Raw genomic sequence first — 17,818 nt, 5'->3', positions numbered from 1 at the left:
GTCACTGGGCGGGCAGGTCGAGGGCGGCCTTGGCCGCCCTGACCAGGCCGGGGTCGTCCGGAGTGGACGGTCCCGGCGCCCAGACGGCCTGCACGAGCCGGACGGAGGAGCCGTCGAGCTTGCTGGCGTAGGCGGCGTTCTCGAAGCGCGGGGCCGGGGTGGCGCCCCACTGGCCGGTCTCGGCGGCGAGGTCGAGGACGCCGCCCCCGCCGGGGGTGTCGGCAACGCCCTTGAAGGCGGCGGCCTGGGCGGCATCGGGGAACTCGACGATCCCGACGGTGACGGCGGCCACCCGCCCATCGACAGTGGCGGCGTAGCTGGCCCGCTTGACGCCGGAGCAGCTGGTCTGCTGCAGGCTGGCCTGGGCATCCCCGAAGGCGTGCGACGCGCACCGCTGATCCCCACCGGCGGCGCGGAGGTCGAACCGGAGGCTCCGGACGGGCGTGGTGGCGGGAGTCGGCTGTACGACGCTGGTCTTGGGCGGAGCGGGCGCGGCGGCGGTGCCATCCCCGGTGGTGGCGACGGCAATGGCGGCCACGACGAGCAGGACAAGCCCCCCGATGGCGGCGAGGGGGAGCCAGCGGACGGTGCGCGAGGCCGGGGTGGTGGGGTCAGGAGCGGGGCGCGGGCGGGGGAAGGGCTGGGGGGAAGGCAGCGGGGGAATCGCGGTTTGCGGTGGCTCGGGTTGGTCGGCTGGGGTGCTGGTTGGCCCGATTTCGGCGGGCTGGGCTGGCCCGGTTTTGGTCGGCGCGGCTTCGGCAGGCCCCGGTCCGGTGGGCTGCGGTTCGGCTGCTCCGGTTCGGGTCGAGTTCGCCGGTGCCGCGGGGCCGGAGTTGCCTGCCTCGGGTTCGGCGGATTCCGCAGGTGTTTGCCCGGCTTCGGCGGGGCCGCCAGGCGCCCCGATCTGCTCGCTGCTCGGCGCGGGAAGGCGGAGGTTTTCGGTGCGCTCGGTCTCGGCCGCAGATGATTCAGCTGTTTCCGGGCCGCTCGAAGGCGGGGACGCAGGCGACAGGGGTGATTCCGCGCCCTCGGTGCCGGGGAAGACCGGCCTGGTCGAGGAGTCGGCGGCCAGCACCTCGGTGGCTTCGGGCTCGGCAGCCGGGGAAGTGGTCTCGTCGCCGGGCAGCACCGGCGCTTCTGCGGGGCGGTCCGGCTCGGTCGGCGAGAGAACCTCGGTCGCGGGAACCTCGGCTTCAGCGCCGGGGAAGACCGGCCCCGCCGATGATTCAGCGGGACGGGTTGGCTCCGCCTGGGCGGGCGAGGGAAGTTCGGCGGCCGGAGGTGTTGTCTCGGTGCCGGGGAAGGCCGGCCGTGCCGGCTGCTCCGTCTCCGCTTGCCCGGCCGGGCGGTCCATTTCACCCTGAACGGGTGACGAATCTCCCTCGGCAACCGAAAAAGCAGAAGCTTCCTCGGCCGCTGCCGGGAGAACCGGGAGCGGCGTCTCGGTCCGCCAATCCGTCCCACCCACCGCCGTCACCCCGGCCGGCGTCAGCACCGCCGCCGGAGCCGCCGCCGGTCCGTCCCAAAGGGACTCCGGTGGCGCGTCGTCCGTCAAGCGGCTGAAGCCTTCACCCAGCAGGACCTCGTCCGACAGCTCCGGCGCCCCCGGCGCCAGCCCGCGGATCAACGCCCGGACCTGGTCCACCGACCGCGGCCGGTGGGCCGTGGCCAGCGATACCGTTGCCGCCAGCATCGTCGTCGGGGTCGGGTGGAGGACCCGGACCGGGCCGGCCAGGTCCGTTGCCGGCTGGTCGACCGTCTCCACGTACGGCCCCACCGCGATGATCGTCCCCACCGGGGCCGTTCCCGGGACCAATTCGGCAATTCGCCGTTCGCAAGCCTGGGAAACGTCGAGTGCCTCCGTGGCCGGGTTCACCGACTCGTCGTCCGCGACCAGGGGCCAGCCGTCCGCCTTCCACGGGCCTCCGAGGGGGGCCTCCAAGCGCAGGGCCGGGTCCGGGAGATCCACGCCGATCACGATGATCACGCCGTGGGGGAGCAGCACCACCGCCTCGATCGGGCGGTCCGTCACCCCGCCCACACCGACCAGGGCCACCCCGCCGATCACGGTGCTGCCGCGGCCCAGGGATGCCAGCGCCGCCCGGATGTCGTCCGCCACCCGGGACTGCTGCCGCTCCAGGCGCACCAGTCGCACCGCTCGTCCTCCCTGCTCGTCGTTCCGGGTCAACACGCTAGCGCGCCCAGCGCAATGATCCGTGCGACACGGGCGCGCCGCGGCCGCTTGCCCTCCGAAAGTGGGGCGGCGGGTGACTTGTGGTGTTCATGTGGCCAAACAGCACGGTTGGGGTGCAGAATGTGCTACAACGCATCGGAGGCGGCATTCGGGAGCCGCGCTGAGGCCAAGCTGCAGCTCGAAGTAGGGCGTAGGGGAAGACGTCCCTCGTCGAGCAAGCGGAGGTAGCAGTGAGCACCCGTGGCAGCACCCGAGGTGTGGTGTACGTCCACTCGTCGCCGTCTGCGGTGTGTCCGCACGTCGAGTGGGCCATTTCGGGCACCCTGGGTGCCCGCGTTGACCTGAAGTGGACGGCGCAGCCGGCCAGTCCGGGTCAGCTTCGCGCCGAATGCGGTTGGCGCGCGCCCGCGGGCACCGGCGCCAAACTGGCGTCCGCCCTCAAGGCGTGGCCGATGATTCGGTTCGAGGTGACCGAAGAGCCCAGTGCGGGCGTCGACGGCGAGCGGTTCTGCTTCGCGCCCGGCCTCGGCCTGTGGCACGGCCGGACCAGCGCCAACGGCGACATCGTGGTGGGCGAGGACCAGCTGCGCGCGCTCGTCAGCATGACCCGCGGCGGCGAATCCCTCGCGCACAAGCTGGACGAGCTCCTGGCCGCCAGCTGGGACGAGGCGCTCGAGCCGTACCGCCACGCCGGCGACGGCGCGCCGGTGACCTGGCTGCACCAGGTCGGCTGAGCCACGGGACGGGGGCCGGTACGCTCTGGCGCGTGACCACCCCCGCCCCCAGCTCTCGCCAGCGCTGGCTGGTGCCCGTCGTGGTCGTGGTGCTGTCCGTGACCGTCGGCGGTGGCCTGCTCGCGCGCGAAATCTACCGCCGCCCCGACCAGCCGGTCGACGACACCTCCGTCGCGGTCTCGACGCCTTCGCCCTCCACCGTCGGCGCGCCGTCCGCGGTGGACGACGACGTCCGGATGACCGACGACGCCAAGCGGCACCCGCAGGGCGACGCCGTGCGCCGGGTGCTGCAGAAGTACTTCGCGGCCATCAACAGCAAGCAGTACCAGCAGTGGGTCGCCGTGGTCACCGACGAGCGGGCCGCCGGCCAGTCGCAGAGCGACTGGAAGAAGGGCGTTCGCACCACAAAGGACAGCGACGCCCTCGTCTACCGGATCGAACGCGCGTCCGGGAACTCGCTGCGGGTCCTGGTGGGGTTCACCAGCAGGCAGAGCGTCGAGGACGCCCCGCTGTTCTTCCGCGAGCCGTGCATCAAGTGGCGGCTCGTCATCCCCATGGAGGTCGACGGCAGGACGCTGAAGGTCGCCGCCGTCGACGGCGGGCCACCGCCCGAACACGAAAAGTGCTGAAACGGACGAAGGGCCCGGCCGAAGCCGGGCCCTTCGTCGGTTCCGGGGCGGTCAGGCCGCCGGGGTGAACAGCAGCGCGGTGTTGTGGCCGCCGAACCCGAACGAGTTGCTGATCGCCGCGGTGAGCTCGACCTTGCGCGGCTCGCCCGCGACGACGTCCAGCTGCACCCGCGGGTCCAGGTCGGTCAGGTTCCGGGTGGCCGGCACCAGGCCGTGGTAGAGCGCGAGGATCGTGATGATCCCCTCGACCGCGCCTGCGCCGCCGACCAGGTGGCCGAGCGAGCCCTTCGGGGCCGTCACGACCACGTGGTCCCCGATCGCGTTGCGGATCGCCGCCGCCTCGCCGATGTCACCGACCACAGTGGACGTCGCGTGCGCGTTCACGTGCCCGACGTCCGCCGGGGTCACGCCGGCCATCTTCATCGCCGCGCGCATCGCGGCGATCTGGCCGATGCCCTCGGGGTGGTTGCCGGTGATGTGGTAGGCGTCCGAGGTGATGCCGTGCCCGGCGAGCGTCGCGTAGACGCGCGCCCCACGGGCCTTCGCCAGGTCCGCGCGCTCCAGGATGACCACGCCGGCGCCCTCGCCGAGGACGAAGCCGTCGCGGCTGGCGTCGAACGGCCGCGACGCGCTCTCCGGGTCTTCGTTGCGCGTGGACACCGTGCGGGCCTGGGCGAACCCGGCCAGCGTGATCGGGTGGATGCACGCTTCGGCGCCCCCCGCGATCACGACGTCGGCGCGCCCGGAGCGGATCATCTCCACGCCGCTGGCGATGCCCTCGGCGCCCGAGGCGCAGGCCGAGGCCGGGGAGTGCACCCCGGCCCGCGCCTTGAGGTCGATGCCCACGTGCGCGGCCGGGCCGTTCGGCATCAGCATCGGCACGGTCAGCGGCGACACCTTGCGGAGACCCTGCTGGTGCAACAGGTCGTTCTGGGTGAGCAGGGTGACCGGGCCACCGATGCCGGTGCCGATCGACACGCCGAGGCGGTCGGGGTCGACGTCGGTGTGCTCGTCGGTCGGCTCGCTGTACCCGGCGTCGGCCCACGCCTGCCGGGCCGCGATCAGCGCGACCTGCTCGCAGCGGTCCAGCCGGCGGGCCTGCACCCGCGGGAGGACCTCCGAGGGATCGACGGCCAGCTGGCCACCGATCTTGACGGGCAGCTGCAGCTCCTCGACCCAGTCGGCCTCGATCGCCCGGACCCCGCTCCGCCCGGCCAGCAGACCGTCCCAGGTGGACGTGACGTCCCCACCGAGCGGTGTGGTGGCGCCGAGACCGGTGATCACGACGTCGAAGTTGCTCATTCGAGTCTCCTCAAGGAGGGAAGAGGACTTACTTGGAGTTGGCCGACACGTAGTTCACGGCGTCGCCGACGGTCTTGAGGTTGGCGAGCTCGTCGTCCGGGATCTTGACGCCGAACTTGTCCTCGGCCTGCACGGCGATCTCGACCATCGACAGCGAGTCGATGTCCAGGTCGTCCACGAACGACTTCTCGGCGGTGACGTCGTCCTGAGCCACACCGGCGACCTCTTCGACGATCTCGGCGAGGCCGGCGAGGATCTCAGCGTTGTCAGCCATGGGGTAGTTCCCTTCTCGGTCCATCTGGGGGTCTGTTTCCCTCGGGCGAGTGCCCGCGGGGAGCGTAACGGTGATCAGGGGCAGATGAACGCCTGCCCGGCGTAGGACAGGCCCGCGCCGAACCCGACCGCCAGCACCACGTCACCGGACTTGGCCGTCCCGGCCTTGCGCATGTGGTCCAGCGCGAGGGGGATGGACGCCGACGAGGTGTTGCCGGAGTACTTGATGTCGTCGGCGACGACCATGTCGTCGCGGGCGCCGTTGGCCCGCAGCTTCTTCGCGATCGCCTCGACGATGCGCAGGTTGGCCTGGTGCGGGATCAGCACGTCCACATCGGACGGCTTCAGCCCGGCGACGTCGAGCGCCTGCATCGCGATCGGCGCGATCTTCGTGGTCGCCCACCGGAAGACCGACTGGCCCTCCTGGTAGATGTACTTCTCGTCGCGCATGTAGATCAGGTCGACCAGGTCGCCCGCGCTGCCCCAGGACACCGGGCCGATCTGCGGCTCGTCGGACGCGCCGACCACCGCGGCACCCGCGCCGTCGGCGAAGATGATCGCGTTGGCCCGGTCGGTCGGGTCGACCGAGTCGGTGAGCTTCTCCGCGCCGATGACCAGGACCTTCTTCGCCGAGCCCGCCCGGATCAGGTCCGAGGCGACACCCAGGCCGTAGCAGAACCCGGCGCAGGCGGCGTTGAGGTCGAACGCGCCGGGCGCCGGGATGCCGATCCGGGCGGCCACCTGGGCGGCGGCGTTCGGGATCAGCGTCGGCATGGTGCAGTTCGGCAGGATGACCGTGTCCACTTCGGACGGGTCGACGCCGGCGTCTTCGAGCGCGGCCTTGCCCGCGGCGACGGCCATGTCGGTGAGCAGCTCGTCCTTCTCGGCGAACCGGCGCTCCACGATCCCGACGCGGGTCTGGATCCACTCGTCGTTGGTGTCCATGACCTGCGACAGGTCGTCGTTGGTGACGATCTTCGCGGGCTGGTAGCTGCCGACGCCCAGCACACGGCTGCCGCGGGAGCCGGGGTTGAGGCTCAGGGCGGGTCGGTCGGTCACGAGGCGTCCTCCTGGCGCAGCGCCGCCAGCTCGGCCGGCGTCTTCAGCGCGGTGGTAGTGGTGACGACGCCCTTGAGCTGCCGCTTGACCAGGCCGGTCAGCGTGCCCGCGGGCGCGAGTTCGATCGTGCGGGTGACGCCGAGGGAGACCAGGCCGTCCATCGTCAGGTCCCAGCGGACCGGCCGGGTGACCTGGGAGACCAGCCGCGCCAGGTACTCGGCCCCGCTGGTGACGACCGTGCCGTCCGCATTGGACAGCAGCGGGCGGGTGGGGTCGGCCGGGGTCAGCTCGGCGGCGTGGGCGCGCATCGCCTCTTCGGCGGGCGCCATGTAGTGCGTGTGGAACGCGCCGGCGACCTTGAGGGCGCGGATCTTCGTGCCTTCGAGGGGCTCGGCGACGATCTTCGCGATCGTGTCGGCGGCACCGGAGGCGACGATCTGCCCGGCGCCGTTGCGGTTCGCCGCGGTCAGGCCCTGCTCTTCCAGCCACGCGACGACCTGCTCGGGGTCCCCGAGCATGACCGCGGCCATCGACGTCGGTTCCAGCGCGCACGCCTTCGCCATCTCGGCCCCGCGGACGGCGGCGAGCGCGACGGCGTCTTCGGGCTTCAGCACCCCGGCGATCGCGGCGGCCGCGAGCTCGCCGACGGAGTGGCCGGCGACCGGCGCGTCCGCGGGCACCGGCGCGGTGGCCTGGAGGTGCTCGAAGGTGAGCAGCGACAGCGCGACGATCAGCGGCTGGGCGATCGCGGTGTCCTGGATCTCGTCGGCGTCCGACTCGGTGCCGAGGCGGAGCAGGTCGAGCCCGGCGCGCTCGGACCACTGCGCGACGCGCTCGCGCGCGCCGTCGAGGTCGAGCCAGGGCGTGAACATGCCGGGGGCCTGGGACCCCTGACCGGGAGCGAGGACTGCTGCTGTCACCCTTCAAGACAACACTCCGGGGTGCCTTCTCGGGGATGCCGACGTTCACAGTGTCTGTGCGGCGTCTTTGTCGGAACCCTCCAAAGACGCGCCGCAGAAGCTCGCGCGTAACCCGGATGCCTTGTCGGGTTCAATCACCTTTCGCTGTTAAGTCCATCACGTGACGGCGGTCTCGGCAAGGCTCGGTCCCGCGGGGTGGGGGCGCGGGTGCAGGCCGGTCCGGCGGCCGGTTGTGGCGAGGATGAACGTGCGCGCACCCCGCCCGGCTCGTGGCCCGTGCCGCCGGGGTCACCAGAGGCCGCGGGCCCTCGCCAGCCGTCCCACCGTCAGCGCGATCCGCAGCACCAGCGCGTCCCGCGGGTCCGTCGCCTGGCACCCGGTCAGGTCCGCCGCCTTCCGCAGCCGGTACCGGACCGTGTTCGGGTGGACGAACAGCGTCTTCGCGCACGTCTCGAGCACCCCGCCGCTCTCGAGGTACGCCTCCACCGTGCGCTGCAGCGTCGGCCCCGCCTCTTCCAGCGGCCGCGCGATCTTGTCCACCAGCAGGCGCTCGGCCTCCGCGTCGCCCGACAGCGCGCGCTCGGGCAGCAGGTCCGCCGACCGGACCGGCCGGGGCGCGCCCGGCCAGCCGACCACCGCCCGCAACCCCGACAACGCCTCGGTCGCGCTGTGGTGCGCCTCCGCCAGCGTCGGTACCGTCGGGCCGGCCACCACCGGGCCCTCGGCGAACGCCACCGACATCCGGGTCAGGATCTCCCGCTCCTTCACGCCGCCGTCGGTCGGGCCGCCGACCACGACCACCAGCCGGGAGCCCTGCACCGACAGCAGCACCGGGCGGCCGACGCGGGCCGCGCGGCTGCGGACCTCGAACACCACCGTCGGCGGGTCCTCCGACGGCGGGTTGCCGACGAGCACCGTGGCGGCGGCGGAGGGATCCCAGCCGAGTGCGGTGGCGCGCGAGAGCACCGACTCCTCGGCGTCGCCGCGGACGATGCCGTCGACGACCAGTGCCTCCAGCCGGGCGTCCCAGGCGCCGCGCGCTTCCGCCGCGGCCGCGTAGGAGTTCGCCGCCGCGAAGGCGATTTCCCGGCCGTAGCGCAGGATTCCCTCGATCAACGCGGCGCGTTCGGCTTCGTTCGCCGCGAACTCCGGCAGCTGCTCCTCGAACACCTCGATGGCCAGCCGCACCATGGCGACGGCCTGGCGCAGGCTGATCCACCGCGACAGCTCGGCCGGCGCGTCGCGGAACGCCTCGGTCGTCAGCTGCAGTGCCCCTTTGGAGTCCCGCAGCCAGTCGACGAAGCCGGCGGCTCCGGCCTGGGTGATCAGCAGGACGCTCGCGCGCTGGTCGGCGGGCAGGCGGGCGAACCAGGTCAGCCGCCGCTCCATCACCGCGATGCTCGCACTCGCCAGGCTGCCGGACGCGTGCTCCAGCCGCCGGAGCGTCTTCGCGGACAGTCCGTGGTGCTTCGGCACCCGGCGCGGGGCGGTGGTTCCATCCATGGCGCCCGCGATCCTACGTGCCCGCAACTTTGGTAGCCCTTCGCGGCAACGCGCGAGGGTAGGCGGCGCGTGTACGCACTGCCTAGGATCGGGGCCACACGAGAACGGGGGAACCGGAAATGACCGGTTTGGAGATCGACGGGATATCCAAACGCTACGGCGACGTGGTCGCCCTGCGCGAAATGACGTTCGACGTCCGGCCGGGCGAACTGTTCGGCTTCGTCGGCAGCAACGGCGCCGGCAAGACCACGACCATGCGGATCGCGCTCGGGGTGCTGTCCGCCGACGCCGGCGAAGTCCGCTACGGCGGCACGCCGGTGACGCACGAAACGCGCCGCCACATCGGCTACATGCCCGAAGAACGCGGCCTCTACCCGAAGATGAAGGTGGCCGAGCAGCTGACCTACCTCGCGCGGCTGCACGGGATGCCCGCCGCCGACGCGCAGGCGTCGGCCGACAAGTGGACCGAGCGGCTCGGGGTCGCCGCCCGCCGCGACGACGAGGTGCAGAAGCTGTCGCTGGGCAACCAGCAGCGTGTCCAGCTGGCCGCGGCGCTGGTGCACGAGCCGCGCATCCTGGTGCTCGACGAGCCGTTCTCCGGCCTCGACCCGGTCGCCGTCGACGTGATGAGCCAGGTGCTCAAGGAGAAGGCGGCCGAGGGGGTGCCGGTCGTGTTCTCCAGCCACCAGCTGGATCTGGTGGAGCGGCTCTGCGACCGGGTCGGGATCGTCCGCAGTGGACAGATGGTGGCCCGGGGCACGGTCGACGAGCTGCGCGCAGGCGGCGCGGTGCGGCTGCGGGTCGACGTCCCCGACGCCGAGGACGGGTGGGCCGACGGCCTGCCCGGCGTCAAGGTGCTCGGCCGGACGGGCTCGGTGACCGAGCTCGAACTCGGCGAGGGCGCCGACGACCAGGCCGTGCTCAAGGCGGCGCTGGCCACCGGCCCGGTCCGCGAGTTCGCCCGCGAGCAGCCGTCGCTGACCGAACTGTTCCGTTCCGTCGTCACGACCGAGGAGGTCCCCGCGTGAGCACCCCGGTTCCGGACGTGCGGATGAGCCCGATGGCGGCGGTGGGCCTGGTCGCCTCCCGCGAGATCAGCACCCGCGTGAAGTCGAAGGCCTTCCGCGTCGGCACGGTGATCATGCTGCTGCTGATCGTGGTCGGCATCCTGGTGATCAAGCTGATCACCGGGAGCGGCGGCGCGGACTCGACCGTCGGCTACACCCCGGCCACCGCGCCGCTCGCCGCGCCGCTGAAGGCCGGCGGCCAGGCCGTCGACGAGAAGATCGACACCGTCCAGGTCGCCGACGAGGCCGCCGGGCGCGCGAAGCTGGCCGACGGCTCGCTCGACGCGCTGCTCACCGGCGACGGCAAGAGCGTGCACGTCCAGGTGAAGAAGGACCTCGACGGCAAGCTCGCGAACGTCCTGCAGCTGGTGTCCCAGCAGGTGGCGGTGAACCAGCAGGTCACCGCGCTGGGCGGGGACCCGGCCCGGTTCCAGGCGGCGATCGCGTCCGCGAAGTTCGTCGAGGACCCGCCGCTGGAGCAGCCCTACGACTACAACGGCCAGCAGCTGGTCCTCGGCATCATCGCCGGCATCCTGATCTACATGTCGCTGCTGCTCAACGGCCAGAGCGTCGCGCAGGGCGTCGTCGAGGAGAAGACGTCGCGGGTGGTCGAGCTGCTGCTGTCGACGATCAAGCCGTGGCAGCTGATGGCGGGCAAGGTGCTCGGCATCGGCGTGGTCGGGCTGATCCAGATGCTCGTGATCGGCGTCGGCGGGGTGGCCACCGGGCTGGCCACGGGCGTGCTCACCATCTCCGTCTCGGCGGCCGTGGGCACGGTCGTCTGGCTGGTCGTGTGGTACCTGCTCGGGTTCTTCATGTACTCGATCGTGTTCGCCGCGCTCGGGGCGCTGGTGTCCCGCCAGGAAGACGTCGGCGGCGCGACCATGCCGGCGCTGATGTTCGTGATCGCCGGGTACGTGATCGGCATTTCCGTGCTGCCGTCGGACCCGGGCAACACGTTCGTCGAGGTGCTTTCGGTGATCCCGGTGTTTTCGCCGACGCTGATGCCGATGCGGCTGGCGATGGGCGGGGTGCCCGTTTGGGAAGCCGTGGTGTCGGTGGGGCTCGTGGTGCTGCTGATTCCGGGCTTGATCTGGCTCGCCGCGCGGATCTACCGGAACGCGGTCATGCGCACCGGCGCAAAAGTGAAGCTGCGCGACGCCCTGCGCGCCGCCTGAAGTTTTCCCGCGGTTCATCCGGCCCCCGGCGCCCCCGGGGGCCGGATTCGTGCCGGTTTTGCGGCAAATGCTCGAGGCCGCCCGGCGCTTGCGGTTTACGCTGCGCCGGACGGCCTCGTCTCCCCGGTCCCCACCGGTACAACCAGTATGGCCACGGGTGATCTTCGCGCGCCAGTCGTCTCACTCGATCGTGGGGCGCACGAGTTGCCGCCCCTGGGTACTTGACCGACGATCCGGTGCAAATCCGTGAAGGGAGTCGTATGGGCGAGCAACTGAAGGACGGGCTCGGGCAGGCGTGGGCGATGGTGGCCACGTTCGTCCCGAAACTCGTGGGATTCCTGATCATCCTGCTGATCGGCTGGTTGATCGCGAAAGCCGTCTCGAAAGGGCTGGCGCTCGTGCTCGGGAAAGCCGGATTCGGGAAACTGGTCGAGCGCACCGGGCTGAGCGGAAAGGTCGGGCAGCAGAAGATCGACGCGACCGGGATCCTGGTCAAATTGGTCTACTACTTCATTCTGCTGATCGCGCTGCAGCTGGCGTTCGGCGTGTTCGGGCCGACCAACCCGGTGAGCCAGCTGCTCAACGACATCATCGCGTTCCTGCCGCGGATCGTGGTGGCGCTGGTGCTCGTCGTGGTGGCCGCGGCGATCGCGAAGGTGGTCCGGGACGTCGTCGCGTCCGCGCTGTCCGGCCGCGGGGCGGCCCGGCCGCTGTCGATGGCGGCCTACTGGCTGATCATGGCGTTCGGCATCATCGCCGCCCTCGGCCAGGTGAACATCGCGACGGCGATCACGGGCCCGGTCCTGATCGCGGTACTGGCCACGATCGGCGGCGTGATCGTGGTCGGCTTCGGCGGCGGCCTGATCAAGCCGGCCCAGGACCGCTGGCGCGGCTGGCTGGCGAACATGGAGCACCAGCTGGAGACCCCGGCCCAGCGCACGGGCGAGATGGGCACGGGCCCGTCGGCCCCGCGTGCGGCGGTCGGCGTGGACAGCACGCCGACGTCGCCGGTGGGCACGCCGCGCCCGCAGGGCTGAGCGGGCGGTGAGCTGGTGCGGGCCCGGCGGTCGGGGAAGCCGCCGGGCCCGCGCTGTGCCCGGGGGCCTTCGATGCGCGGGGTTGCTCCCGCGGCTCGGGCCCTGCGGCACGACAAGCCGCCGCCGGTGCAGGGCAGTTTCGGTGTGCAGGCAGACCCAGGCGTGCGGTCCGCAGCCGCGCCGCGCCGTTAAGCTCGCGGGCATGGGGGTCGTCGCGGCGCTGTGGCGCTATCCGGTGAAGTCGATGGCAGGCGAGCCGCTGGCCGCCGCGGTGGTCGGCGAGCGCGGCTTCGAGGGCGATCGCCTCTACGCCGTCCGCGACCCCGACGGCAAGCTCGGCAGCGGCAAGAACACCCGCCGCTTCCGGCGGATGCCCGGCCTCAACACCTTCGCCGCGCGCTACACCGGGGACGTCCCGGCGGTGACCCTGCCGGACGGGCGCACCGCGCGGGGCGACGCCGACATCGCGGCCGCTCTCGGCCGCCCCGGCGTCGAACTGACGAAGGAAGCGGACGTCCCGCACCACGACGAGGCGGCCGTCCACCTGGTGACGACGTCGTCGCTGGCCTGGCTCGCCGAGCGGGCCCGCGTGGCCGAGATCGACGCGCGGCGGCTGCGGCCCAACATCCTGCTCGACACCGGCCCGGCGCCGGAACTCGCCGAAGACGCCTGGGTGGGGGAGCGCCTCCGGATCGGTGCGGTCGAGCTGGAGGTCGTCGGCAAGGCCGTCCGCTGCGTGATGGTCGACCTGCCCTGGGAGGAGCTCCCGGCGGCGCCGGGGCTGCTGAAGGCGATCACCGGCACGACGCTCGGCGTGCACGCGCGGGTCGTGCGCGGCGGCACGCTGCACCTCGGCGACGTCCACTCCGTGGGATGTCTCGCCCCTCACACTCCCTAGGGAATTCACCCCGTCCGGAGCATGTTGGGAGCGGTAGGACGAAAGGGGCGTCACGTGGACTTCCTGCTGCACCACGGGATCACCGTGCTCGGTCAGTGGATTTCGATCGCGGAGCTCGCCGGGCAGGTGTTCGCGCTCGCCGTCGTGTTCCTCGCGCAGCGTCGCACCCTGTGGACGTGGCCGGTGCAGGTCGGTGCGACCGTGCTGCTGTTCGCCGTCTACGTCTCCGCGCACCTCGGCGGGCTCGCCGCGCGGCAGGTCGCCATCCTCGCCATCTCCGTCTACGGCTGGTGGGCCTGGACTCGCCGCCAGGACCCCGTGTTCGGCGTCGTCGTGCGCAAGGGCCGGCTCGCCGAACGGCTGGCCATGCTCGCCGCCTTCGCCGTCGGCACCACCGTGATGGCGCTGGTCCTCGACGCGCTGCACGCGTCGTGGGCGCCCTGGCCGGACGCCGCCATCTTCGTCGGCACCCTGGTCGCCTTCGGGGCGCAGGGCCTCGGGCTGGTCGAGTTCTGGCTGGTCTGGCTGGCCGTCGACGCGATCGGCGTCCCGCTGCAGATCTCCTCCGGGCTCTACTTCTCCGCCGCGATCTACATCGTCTTCGCCGGGCTCGTCGTGCACGGCTGGTGGAGCTGGAACCGCTCCGCCCAGCGCGTCGCCGCCCGGCCCGGGGTCACGGCAGCATCCAGCTGAGCGCCGCGGTGCTCTGACCCCACACGATCAGGCACATCACCAGCAGCAGCCCGACGCTCCACGGCAGCACCTTCCGCAGCAGCTTCCCCTCCTCGCCGGGCAGGTTCGCCGCGACGCAGGCGATCGTGAGGTTCTGCGGCGAGACCATCTTGCCGAGCACGCCGCCGGAGCTGTTCGCCGCGGCCAGCAGGTCCGCCGGCAGGCCCGTCTGGTGTGCCGCCGTCACCTGCAGGGCGCCGAACAGCGCGTTGGCCGAGGTGTCGGACCCTGAGACGGCGACGCCGAACCAGCCCAGCACCGGCGAAAGGAACGCCAGGCCGGCGCCCGCGGCGGCGATGAACGTGCCGATCGTGGACGTCTGGCCGGACAGGTTCATCACGTAGGCCAGCGCGAGCACGCCGGTCACGGTGAGGATCGCGAACCGCAGTTCCTTCACCGTGGCCAGCCACTCGCTCGCCGCGCCGCTCGCCCGCACCGCCAGCAGCGCCGCCGTGATCACCCCCGCCAGCAGCACCAGCGTGCCGCCGGTGTTGAGGATCGGCAGCGAGAACGTGTTGCCGGACACCGGTTTCCCGTTCGGCGCCACGACGTTCAGCCCGGGCCAGTGGAACTTCCAGGTCGCTTTGTCCAGCAGCCGCTTGACCGGCGGCAGCACGGCGATCGAAAAGATCACGATGATGAGCAGGTACGGCAGGTACGCCTTGACGACGTCGTCGCGGGAGTCTTCCGGCGGCGCTTCGGCCGTCGCCGTCCCGCCGGTGCCGATCCGGACCGCCTCGGGCACCGGGCGGCGGGTCTGGGGGAGGGCGACCAGCGCGGCCGCGCCGGCGAGCGCCGCGCCGATGTCGGCCAGCTGCGGGGACACGAAGTTCGACGCGAGGAACTGCACGAGCCCGAACGCGACCCCGCAGACCAGCGCTGGCAGCCAGGTGTCCTTCAGGCCGCGTCTGCCGTCGACGATGATCACCAGCAGCAGCGGGACGACCAGCGCGAGCAGCGGCGTCTGCCGCCCGACGATCGACGAGACCTCCTGCATTGGCAGGCCGGTGACCTGGGCGAGGGTGACGACCGGGGTGCCCATGGCGCCGAAGGCGACCGGCGCGGTGTTGGCGACCAGCGCGACGACGGCGGCCTTGACCGGGTGGAAGCCGACGGCCACCAGCATCACGGCGCTGATCGCGACCGGCGCCCCGAACCCGGCGAGCGCCTCCATGAGCGCGCCGAAGCAGAACGCGATGATCAGCGCCTGGATCCGCGGGTCGTCGGAGATCCGGCCGAACGACCGGCGCAGCACGTCGAAGTGCCCGGTCCGCACGGTGAGCCGGTAGATCCACAGCGCGTTGACGACGATCCACATGATCGGCCACAGCCCGAACGCGGCACCCTGCAGCGCGCCCGAAACGGCCTGCACGACCGGCATCCCGTACGCGGCCACGCCGACGACGAGCGCGACGAGCAGCCCGATCAGGGCGGCGTGGTGCGCCCGCATCCGGACGGCGCCGAGGAGGACGAGGACGGTGGCCAGCGGGAGGACGGCCACCAGCGCGGACAGGCCCAGCGAGCCCAGCGGAGTGAGATCCTGCACGAACACGGGCAACCTCCGTTTTCCACGATGCGAAAACGGCCTTTCGGCGGGTGCCCGAGATCTTCGTCACAAACCAGGCGGTCCGTCAAGAAGTTGAGACCGGTTGGCCCAATCCGTCAACGCTTGACCGGCAGCACCGCGAGGGCGGTCTCGGCGATGCCGCGCAGGTCGGCCTGGTCGCAGCCGCCCTTGCCGAGTGCTTCGATGCCGCGCATGGTCGCCAGCAGGAGTCCGGCCAGGCGGGCCGGGTCGTGGTCGTCGGCGATGTCCCCCGCGCGCTGGGCCCCCGCGACGCAGGCCGTCAGCAGCCCGTTCAGTTCGCGGAACGCCGCGCGGGCGCGGTTCGCGATCTCGGTGTCGTGCTCCGCGCACTCGGCCGCGGCTTTCGCGATGAGGCAGCCCCGGTGGATGTCGTCCGCGACGACGGCCTCGGCGTCGGCCAGGACGTAGTCGCGGAGCCGCTGGTAGGCCTCGCCATCGGGGCCCTCGAGCTTGCGGCGCGCGCCTTCGATCGCGGCGGTGCAGTGGTCGTCGAAGATCCGCACGAAGAGGGCGTGCTTGTCGCCGAAGGCGCCGTAGAGGCTGCCTTTGCCGAGGCCGGTCGCGGCGGCGATGTCGTCGATCTTCGTGCCCGCGTAGCCGGTCGACCAGAACCGGTCCCGCGCCGTGCGCAGGACCGCGCTCTCGTCGAAGCTGCGGGGTCTCGCCATGGCTCCAGGATAGGCATTCTTGACTGTCTCGTCCAGAACGGCGTACGTTCTGGACGAGACAGTCAAGAATTCGGGAGGGCAGCATGAAGCTGGCGAACAAGACCGCGCTCGTGACCGGCGCCGGGACCGGCATCGGGCTGGGGATCGCGAAGCGGTTCGCGGCCGAAGGCGCGCACGTCGTCATCACCGGGCGGCGCAAGGAGGTCCTCGACGACGCCGTCGCCGAGATCGGCGGCTCGGTGCAGGCGATCCGCGCCGATTCCGCGAACCTCGCCGACCTGGACGAGGTCTACCGCGCGATCGCCGAACGCGGCCGCGGCCTGGACGTCGTGGTGGCCAACTCCGGCGGCGGCGTCAACGCCCCGCTCGGCGAGATCACCGAGGAGCAGTTCGACCGCACCTTCGGCACGAACGTCAAGGGCGTGCTGTTCACCGTGCAGAAGGCGCTGCCGCTGCTCAACGAGAAGGCGTCGGTCATCATCACCGGGTCGACGACGTCGACCCGGGTGGCGCCGGGGATGAGCGTCTACGCCTCGACGAAGGCCGCCGTCCGCAACTTCGCCCGCACCTGGGCGCTCGACCTGCAGGGCCGCGGCGTGCGCGTGAACGTCTTGAGCCCGGGACCGACGCTCACCCCCGGCCTGCTCGGCCTGGCCGAACCCGGCGCGGAGCAGGCGATGGTGGAGCGCATGGCGGAGGCGGTCCCGCTGGGCAGGCTCGGTGACCCGGCGGAGATCGCGGCCGCTGCGCTGTTCCTGGCCACCGACGAGGCGAGCTTCGTCAACGGCGTCGAGTTCTTCGTCGACGGCGGCCAGGCGCAGGTTTAACGCAGGGTGGCGTGGCTCGGCGTCAGGTCCTTCAGGGTCCGGACGCCGAGCAGCTGCATCGTGCGGACCATCTCCGTCCGCAGGATGTCGACGCACCGCTGGACACCGCGCTCGCCGCCGGCCATCAGGCCGTACAGGAACGCGCGGCCGATCAGCACGGCGTCCGCGCCGCGGGCGATCGCCGCCACGATGTCGCCGCCGGAGAGGATGCCCGTGTCGATCCAGACCTCCGCTTCGCCCTGGACCTCGTCCAGCACCGCCGGGAGCAGCTCCAGCGGTGTCGGCGCGCGGTCGAGCTGGCGGCCGCCGTGGTTGGAGATCAGCACCGCGTCCGCGCCGTGCTTCACGACGTCGCGGGCGTCGTCGACGTTCTGCACGCCCTTGACCACGAGCTTCCCCGGCCAGGTCTGCCGGACCCAGTCGAGGTCGTCGAAGTTCAGCGTCGGGTCGAAGAGCTTGTTCAGCAGCTCCGCGACCGTGCCGCCGAAGTGGTTGAGCGAGGCGAACTCGAGCGGCTCGGTGGTGAGCAGGTTGAACCACCACGCCGGGTGCGTCGCGCCGTCGAGGAACGTCTTGAGCGTGAGGGCGGGCGGGATGGTCAGGCCGTTGCGGACGTCACGCAGGCGGGCGCCGCCGACCGGGGTGTCCACGGTCAGCATGAGCGTGTCGTAGCCCGCGGCCCACGCCCGATTCATCAGATCTTCGCCGGCGCCGTGGTCGCGCCAGACGTAGAGCTGGAACCACTTGCGCGCGTCCGGCGCGGCTTCGGCGAGGTCCTCGATCGAGGTCGTCGCCATGGTCGAGAGCCCGACCGGGATGCCGTTGCGCTCGGCCACGCGGGCCACCGCGCGCTCGCCCTCGTGCTGCATCATGCGGGTGAACCCGGTGGGGGCGAAGGCGAACGGCAGCGCCGACGTCTTGCCGAGGATCTCGCGGGTGGTGTCCACATCGGACACCCCGCGCAGCACGTTCGGGTGGAATTCGACGCGCCGGTACGCCTGCCGGGCGCGGAGCAGGCTGTCTTCGAGCTCGGCCGCGCCGTCGGTGTAGTCGAACGCCGCCCGCGGGGTGCGCTTGCGGGCGATCATCCGCAGGTCGGCGACGGTGTGCGCGTTCGCCAGCCGCCGGTCCGTCGGGTTCAGCACGATCGGCTTCGGCCGCAGGATCTGCTGCAGCTCACTCGGCTTCGGCAACCGGCGTTTCGTCAAC

Annotated in this window: 17 protein-coding genes; 8 read left to right on the top strand and 9 right to left on the bottom strand. The window is 71.9% G+C overall.

The features are described from left to right. Nucleotide 1: 1 nt before the first annotated feature. A complete protein-coding gene (locus tag ABZX11_RS43760; RefSeq protein WP_354924553.1) occupies nt 2-2,155 on the bottom strand; it encodes a hypothetical protein in 2,154 nt (717 codons plus the stop codon). A 269-nt stretch (nt 2,156-2,424) separates the two neighbouring features. Between ABZX11_RS43760 and ABZX11_RS43755 the strand changes: the two genes are divergently transcribed. Both ABZX11_RS43755 and ABZX11_RS43750 read left to right on the top strand, forming a co-directional pair. Continuing rightward, complete coding sequence (locus tag ABZX11_RS43755; RefSeq protein WP_013223984.1) at nt 2,425-2,928, top strand: DUF3145 domain-containing protein; 504 nt, start codon at nt 2,425-2,427, stop codon at nt 2,926-2,928. Nucleotides 2,929-2,960: 32 nt separating this feature from the next. Beyond that, complete coding sequence (locus ABZX11_RS43750; protein WP_354924551.1) at nt 2,961-3,557, top strand: hypothetical protein; 597 nt, start codon at nt 2,961-2,963, stop codon at nt 3,555-3,557. A gap of 51 nt (nt 3,558-3,608) precedes the next feature. Here the strand turns inward: ABZX11_RS43750 and ABZX11_RS43745 are convergent, their stop codons facing one another. From ABZX11_RS43745 to ABZX11_RS43725, 5 genes are all read right to left on the bottom strand, one after another. Next, nucleotides 3,609-4,859 carry a beta-ketoacyl-[acyl-carrier-protein] synthase family protein gene (locus ABZX11_RS43745; protein WP_176172030.1) on the bottom strand — a complete coding sequence of 417 codons (1,251 nt, stop codon included), beginning with the start codon at nt 4,857-4,859 and terminating at the stop codon, nt 3,609-3,611. Between the two features lie 28 nt (nt 4,860-4,887). Further along, nucleotides 4,888-5,133 carry an acyl carrier protein gene (locus tag ABZX11_RS43740; RefSeq protein ID WP_004559006.1) on the bottom strand — a complete coding sequence of 82 codons (246 nt, stop codon included), beginning with the start codon at nt 5,131-5,133 and terminating at the stop codon, nt 4,888-4,890. A gap of 74 nt (nt 5,134-5,207) precedes the next feature. Next, nucleotides 5,208-6,191: a beta-ketoacyl-ACP synthase III gene (locus ABZX11_RS43735; RefSeq protein WP_176172029.1), complete on the bottom strand. Its 984-nt coding sequence runs from the start codon at nt 6,189-6,191 to the stop codon at nt 5,208-5,210. Beyond that, on the bottom strand, nt 6,188-7,111 hold the full coding sequence (locus ABZX11_RS43730) for an ACP S-malonyltransferase (RefSeq protein WP_176172028.1): 924 nt from the start codon (nt 7,109-7,111) through the stop codon (nt 6,188-6,190). Before ABZX11_RS43730 ends, ABZX11_RS43735 begins: the two co-directional genes overlap by 4 nt. 288 nt (nt 7,112-7,399) lie before the next feature. Then, entirely contained in the window at nt 7,400-8,614 is a 1,215-nt protein-coding gene (locus ABZX11_RS43725) for a helix-turn-helix domain-containing protein (protein ID WP_176172027.1), read from the bottom strand. A 119-nt stretch (nt 8,615-8,733) separates the two neighbouring features. Here ABZX11_RS43725 and ABZX11_RS43720 point away from each other — a divergent pair, with 119 nt between their 5' ends. The 5 genes from ABZX11_RS43720 (at nt 8,734) to ABZX11_RS43700 (ending at nt 13,487) form a co-directional block, all read left to right on the top strand. Then, nucleotides 8,734-9,642 carry an ATP-binding cassette domain-containing protein gene (locus ABZX11_RS43720; protein ID WP_176172026.1) on the top strand — a complete coding sequence of 303 codons (909 nt, stop codon included), beginning with the start codon at nt 8,734-8,736 and terminating at the stop codon, nt 9,640-9,642. A gap of 23 nt (nt 9,643-9,665) precedes the next feature. Then, on the top strand, nt 9,666-10,859 hold the full coding sequence (locus ABZX11_RS43715) for an ABC transporter permease (protein WP_176177855.1): 1,194 nt from the start codon (nt 9,666-9,668) through the stop codon (nt 10,857-10,859). A gap of 260 nt (nt 10,860-11,119) precedes the next feature. Further along, nucleotides 11,120-11,896: a hypothetical protein gene (locus tag ABZX11_RS43710; protein WP_176172025.1), complete on the top strand. Its 777-nt coding sequence runs from the start codon at nt 11,120-11,122 to the stop codon at nt 11,894-11,896. Nucleotides 11,897-12,098: 202 nt separating this feature from the next. Next, entirely contained in the window at nt 12,099-12,794 is a 696-nt protein-coding gene (locus tag ABZX11_RS43705) for an MOSC domain-containing protein (RefSeq protein ID WP_354924547.1), read from the top strand. Nucleotides 12,795-12,848: 54 nt separating this feature from the next. Beyond that, the gene (locus ABZX11_RS43700; protein ID WP_176172023.1) at nt 12,849-13,487 is read left to right on the top strand and encodes a nicotinamide mononucleotide transporter family protein; all 639 of its coding nucleotides are present in this window, start codon (nt 12,849-12,851) and stop codon (nt 13,485-13,487) included. Here ABZX11_RS43700 and ABZX11_RS43695 read toward each other — a convergent pair. Then, the gene (locus ABZX11_RS43695; RefSeq protein ID WP_354924545.1) at nt 13,468-15,078 is read right to left on the bottom strand and encodes an L-lactate permease; all 1,611 of its coding nucleotides are present in this window, start codon (nt 15,076-15,078) and stop codon (nt 13,468-13,470) included. The genes ABZX11_RS43700 and ABZX11_RS43695 overlap by 20 nt on opposite strands. A 110-nt stretch (nt 15,079-15,188) precedes the next feature. Next, a complete protein-coding gene (locus tag ABZX11_RS43690; protein ID WP_354924543.1) occupies nt 15,189-15,782 on the bottom strand; it encodes a TetR/AcrR family transcriptional regulator in 594 nt (197 codons plus the stop codon). An 83-nt stretch (nt 15,783-15,865) separates the two neighbouring features. Between ABZX11_RS43690 and ABZX11_RS43685 the strand changes: the two genes are divergently transcribed. Continuing rightward, nucleotides 15,866-16,609, top strand: coding sequence for an SDR family oxidoreductase (locus ABZX11_RS43685; RefSeq protein WP_354924541.1), 744 nt, complete (start codon nt 15,866-15,868; stop codon nt 16,607-16,609). Here the strand turns inward: ABZX11_RS43685 and ABZX11_RS43680 are convergent. Further along, nucleotides 16,606-17,817, bottom strand: a complete 1,212-nt coding sequence (locus ABZX11_RS43680; protein ID WP_354924539.1) for an alpha-hydroxy acid oxidase — start codon at nt 17,815-17,817, stop codon at nt 16,606-16,608. The two genes, ABZX11_RS43685 and ABZX11_RS43680, sit on opposite strands and share 4 nt — an antisense overlap. Between the last annotated feature and the right edge of the window lies 1 nt (nt 17,818).

It is taken from the genome of Amycolatopsis sp. NPDC004169 (assembly GCF_040610315.1).
Classification (GTDB): Bacteria; Actinomycetota; Actinomycetes; order Mycobacteriales; family Pseudonocardiaceae; genus Amycolatopsis.
This window is presented reverse-complemented; position numbering and strand designations above follow the sequence as displayed.